The following is a 3380-nucleotide window of genomic DNA, read 5'->3' as shown; positions in this document are numbered from 1 at the left end:
CTATGGAGCTATGGAGCTATGAAGCCGGGGAAGCAACGGGCTTCGGCAAGAGGGCCTGGGCGCAAAGACGTGAAGACGTGAAGACGTGAAGACGTGAAGACGCAAAGACGCAAAGACGCAAAGACGTGAAGACGCAAAGAAGCAAAGAAGCAAAGAAGCAAAGAAGCAAAGGCTCGAAGAAGCAAAGAAGCAAAGGCTCGAAGAAGCAAAGACGGCTAGGGCGCTATGACGCAAAGACGCAAAGGGTCGAAGAAGCAAAGAAGCAAAGAAGCAAAGAGGCTACAGACGGCAATGATGCGATGACGGTCATGGGGCAATGGCGCTGAGAAGCGATGTTGCTCGGATGGTGAGGAGCGAGGGGGCAAGGGAGTGTGAAGGCCGGGAGGGCGGAAGGCGGGAAGGCGGAGGCGCGACTGGGCGGAGGGCCGGGGACGCTGGGATGCCGAGAGGCCGAGCCACACAAGGCTGCGAGGATGCGCCGTTCAGCAGGAAAACGTCCAGACGTCGCAGCCGCAAGAAGCACGGAATCCGAGCCCCAGCAGGGTGCATGCCTGCTGAGGGGAATACGTGGTTCTGAGGAATCGCGAAGATACATAGCGGGGATCGCATATTGTTCGGCGTGATGCGCGGACGCAAAGGCCCGTGTCGTTCTCTGGTGCTGTGGGATGGCGAAATGGGGAGCCGGCAGGTGCGTTTTCGTGTCAAGCGTTGCGGCGAAAACGCGCCATATTTTCTTGCGATAATCCGAGGCTGGGGCATATCGTTTTCGATTAGAAATAGGGCATGAACAGCACTTTCCTTCGGTTCAGTTCAGGTAAAATTGGGGCATGGTCACTTTCACTCCCGTCGCACCCCGCGACACCGACACCCGCACATCGCGGGCCGGTGCGTTTGCGCGCGTGCCGGGCACGGGAACGGTGACCGGGGCGAGCGCCGCGAAGATCGCGCAGCGCATCGCCGCCGATGCCTTTGCCGCGTCCCGGGTCATTCCGGGTGACCAGGTTCAGCACCCGCTCGCAGCCGCCAAGGTGGCCGCCTCCGCGGCCCGCGCGCACCTCAACGCTGAGGCACTGCGCGCGCGGGAGGCTGAGTTGAGCGAGGCGATCTCTGAGGCCACCCGGGAGAAGAATCGGGTGGAGGCCCGTCGCGCTCGCTTGATCGCGGAACTCGCCGACCTCAACGAGGAGCGCTTTGCGCGGGAGACCAAGGAAGACGCCGCGCGGGTGCTCGCTTCGACGGGGCAGGTCATCGACCAGACCCAGACCGGCGAGGACCGGGCCCAGCGGATGGGGCAGTTGGCCGAAGAGATCGCGTTCGCGGTCACGGTCGGGAAGCCCACGGGTGCGCGGCTCTTGAACGATGCGCTCGCGGTCGCCGAGGATCTGCCTCACGTGTGGGAGGCGTTCTCGTCCGGCTCGCTCGACCAGGCTCGCGTATCCGCGATCGTTCGCGTCACCGCCGACGCGCCGCCCGTGGCCCGCTCAATTTTGGACGAGCAGCTCGCCGAGGTTGCCCCGACGCTGACTCCCGCGAAGCTGTTGCGCGTGGCTGAGGATCTGCGGAACCGGGTCGATCCCGTGTCTCCTGAGGCGCGGCACGCAGATGCCTTCCAGCGTCGCGGTGCTTGGAACGAGCCCGCCCGCAACGGGATGATGGAGCTCACGATCCGGCACTCCGCCGTGGAACTCACCGCGGCGGTCGACCGGAGCGACGCCCTCGCAAACAGCTCGCGATCATGGAGAAGCAGGACCACCGGGAACGCGTTGACGCGCTGAAAGAGGCGCACACGGGTACCGAGGAGGAGCTGGCCGCGGCCCTTGCCGCGCTGCCGCTCCCCCGTGGCATCGCGCAGCTCCGCGCCGATGTACTCGTGGACCTGATTTCGCTCGGCGAGATCGACACGGAAGCGCCCGAGACCACTGATGCATCCAGCACCGCCGAGGCACAGCCAGCCGCACGCGCCACGACCCTGCCGCCCCGCGGGGTGCGCGGGCAGGTCCTCGTGACGGTGCCCACGCGCATCCTGGCCGGGCTCACCGAGGATCTCGGCCCCGAGGCCAGCGCCGAGGCGATCCTCGGCAAGGAGTTCGCCGAGCTGGACGGCTACGGGGTCCTCGACGACGAGACCGCGGAGCGGGTCGCCTTCGGGATCGGCTCCTTCCGGGCCCTGTTCACCGACGACCGGGGCGCGATTCTCAACGTTGGCCGCGACAGCTACGCACCGCCAAAGGCGCTTCGCAGATTCACCGAAATTCGGGACCAGCACTGCCGCTTCCCCGGGTGTGAACGTGCGGCGGTCCGGTGTGACCTGGATCACTCGGTGCCGTGGGACTCGGGCGGCGAAACCTGTCACGATAATCTCGCGTTTCTCTGCCGCACCCACCACACGATGAAGGGCCGCGGCGACCCTGGCACGACGGGGCCGGGCAAGACCCACAATGGCTGGACGCTGCTCGATAACGTGAACGGGGTGCTGGAGTGGGAGACCCTGAGCGGCCGGCGCGCGACGACGTACCCGGAACGACCATCGGCGGCCTCAGAGACCGCGTGATCGCTGGCACCCGTGGGGCGGGGAGGAGGCGGGGCGGAACGTCAGCTCTGCGTCTCGCTTCCGCTCCCGCTGCTCAGTCCCCGGCTTCGGGGAGGCGCGGTGATCGTCTCAGGCGCTGAGTCGTCTCAGGCGCTGAGATCGTCTCAGCCGCTGAGATCGTCCCAGGCGCTGAGCAGGAAGCGCAGGATGGCGGAGGCCACCTCGTCCTTGGTGCCGTCCGCGAGCCCGAGGATGGCCCCCTCGGCGCTGAGCAGGGTGACCCGGTTATCGGGCTGGTCCATCCCGAGCGCCCAGCCGACCTCGTTGAGGACGAGCGCGTCGGCCCCCTTTGCCGCCGCCTTGCGTCGGCCGAGTTCCAGCAGCTCGCGGGCGTCCGTGGCGGTCTCGGCGGCGAAGCCGACGATGCGCTGCCCCTCGGGCCGCTGGGCGACGAGCCCCCGGAGGAGATCCGGGTTCTGCACGAGCCGGAGCACGAGGTCGTCGGCTCCCGCCGTCTTCTTGATCTTGCCGTCGCTGACCGTCTCCGGCCGGTAATCGGCAACCGCGGCGGCCATGAGCACCAGGTCGGCCGTGCCCGCCTCCGCGTCGAGCGCGGCACCCAGCTCGGCCGTCGTGGACACCGGCAGCAGGCGCACCCCCGCGGGCAAGCCGCCCGTCACGCCCTCGGCGACGTTGCAGCCGATCACGGTGACCTGCGCCCCCATCCCGGCCGCGGCCGCGGCCAGGGCGACCCCCTGGCGACCGCTCGACCGGTTGCCCAGGTAGCGCACCGGATCGAGCGGTTCCCGGGTGCCCCCCGCGGTGACGAGCACGCGCTTGCCCGCGAGCG

Annotated in this window: 4 protein-coding genes; 3 read left to right on the top strand and 1 reads right to left on the bottom strand. The window is 67.8% G+C overall.

Annotated elements, in window-relative coordinates:
* Positions 1-125 precede the first annotated feature (125 nt).
* The 3 genes from OOT08_RS05850 (at position 126) to OOT08_RS05840 (ending at position 2551) form a co-directional block, all read left to right on the top strand.
* On the top strand, positions 126-326 hold the full coding sequence (locus OOT08_RS05850; RefSeq protein WP_325091646.1) for a hypothetical protein: 201 nt from the start codon (positions 126-128) through the stop codon (positions 324-326).
* Positions 327-827: 501 nt separating this feature from the next.
* On the top strand, positions 828-1775 hold the full coding sequence (locus OOT08_RS05845) for a DUF222 domain-containing protein (RefSeq protein WP_325091645.1): 948 nt from the start codon (positions 828-830) through the stop codon (positions 1773-1775).
* Positions 1736-2551 (top strand): HNH endonuclease signature motif containing protein, encoded by an 816-nt coding sequence (locus OOT08_RS05840; protein ID WP_325091643.1) that lies wholly within the window; start codon positions 1736-1738, stop codon positions 2549-2551. Before OOT08_RS05845 ends, OOT08_RS05840 begins: the two co-directional genes overlap by 40 nt.
* Before the next feature lie 143 nt (positions 2552-2694).
* Here the strand turns inward: OOT08_RS05840 and OOT08_RS05835 are convergent.
* Positions 2695-3380 (bottom strand): phosphopantothenoylcysteine decarboxylase domain-containing protein (locus OOT08_RS05835; RefSeq protein WP_325091641.1); only part of this gene is annotated, 686 nt, incomplete at its 5' end.

Source organism: Leucobacter sp. M11 (assembly GCF_035726885.1).
Lineage (GTDB): Bacteria > Actinomycetota > Actinomycetes > Actinomycetales > Microbacteriaceae > JAPFRB01.
The sequence above is the reverse complement of the archived record's forward strand: the minus strand, read 5'-3'. Positions and strand labels throughout refer to the sequence as shown.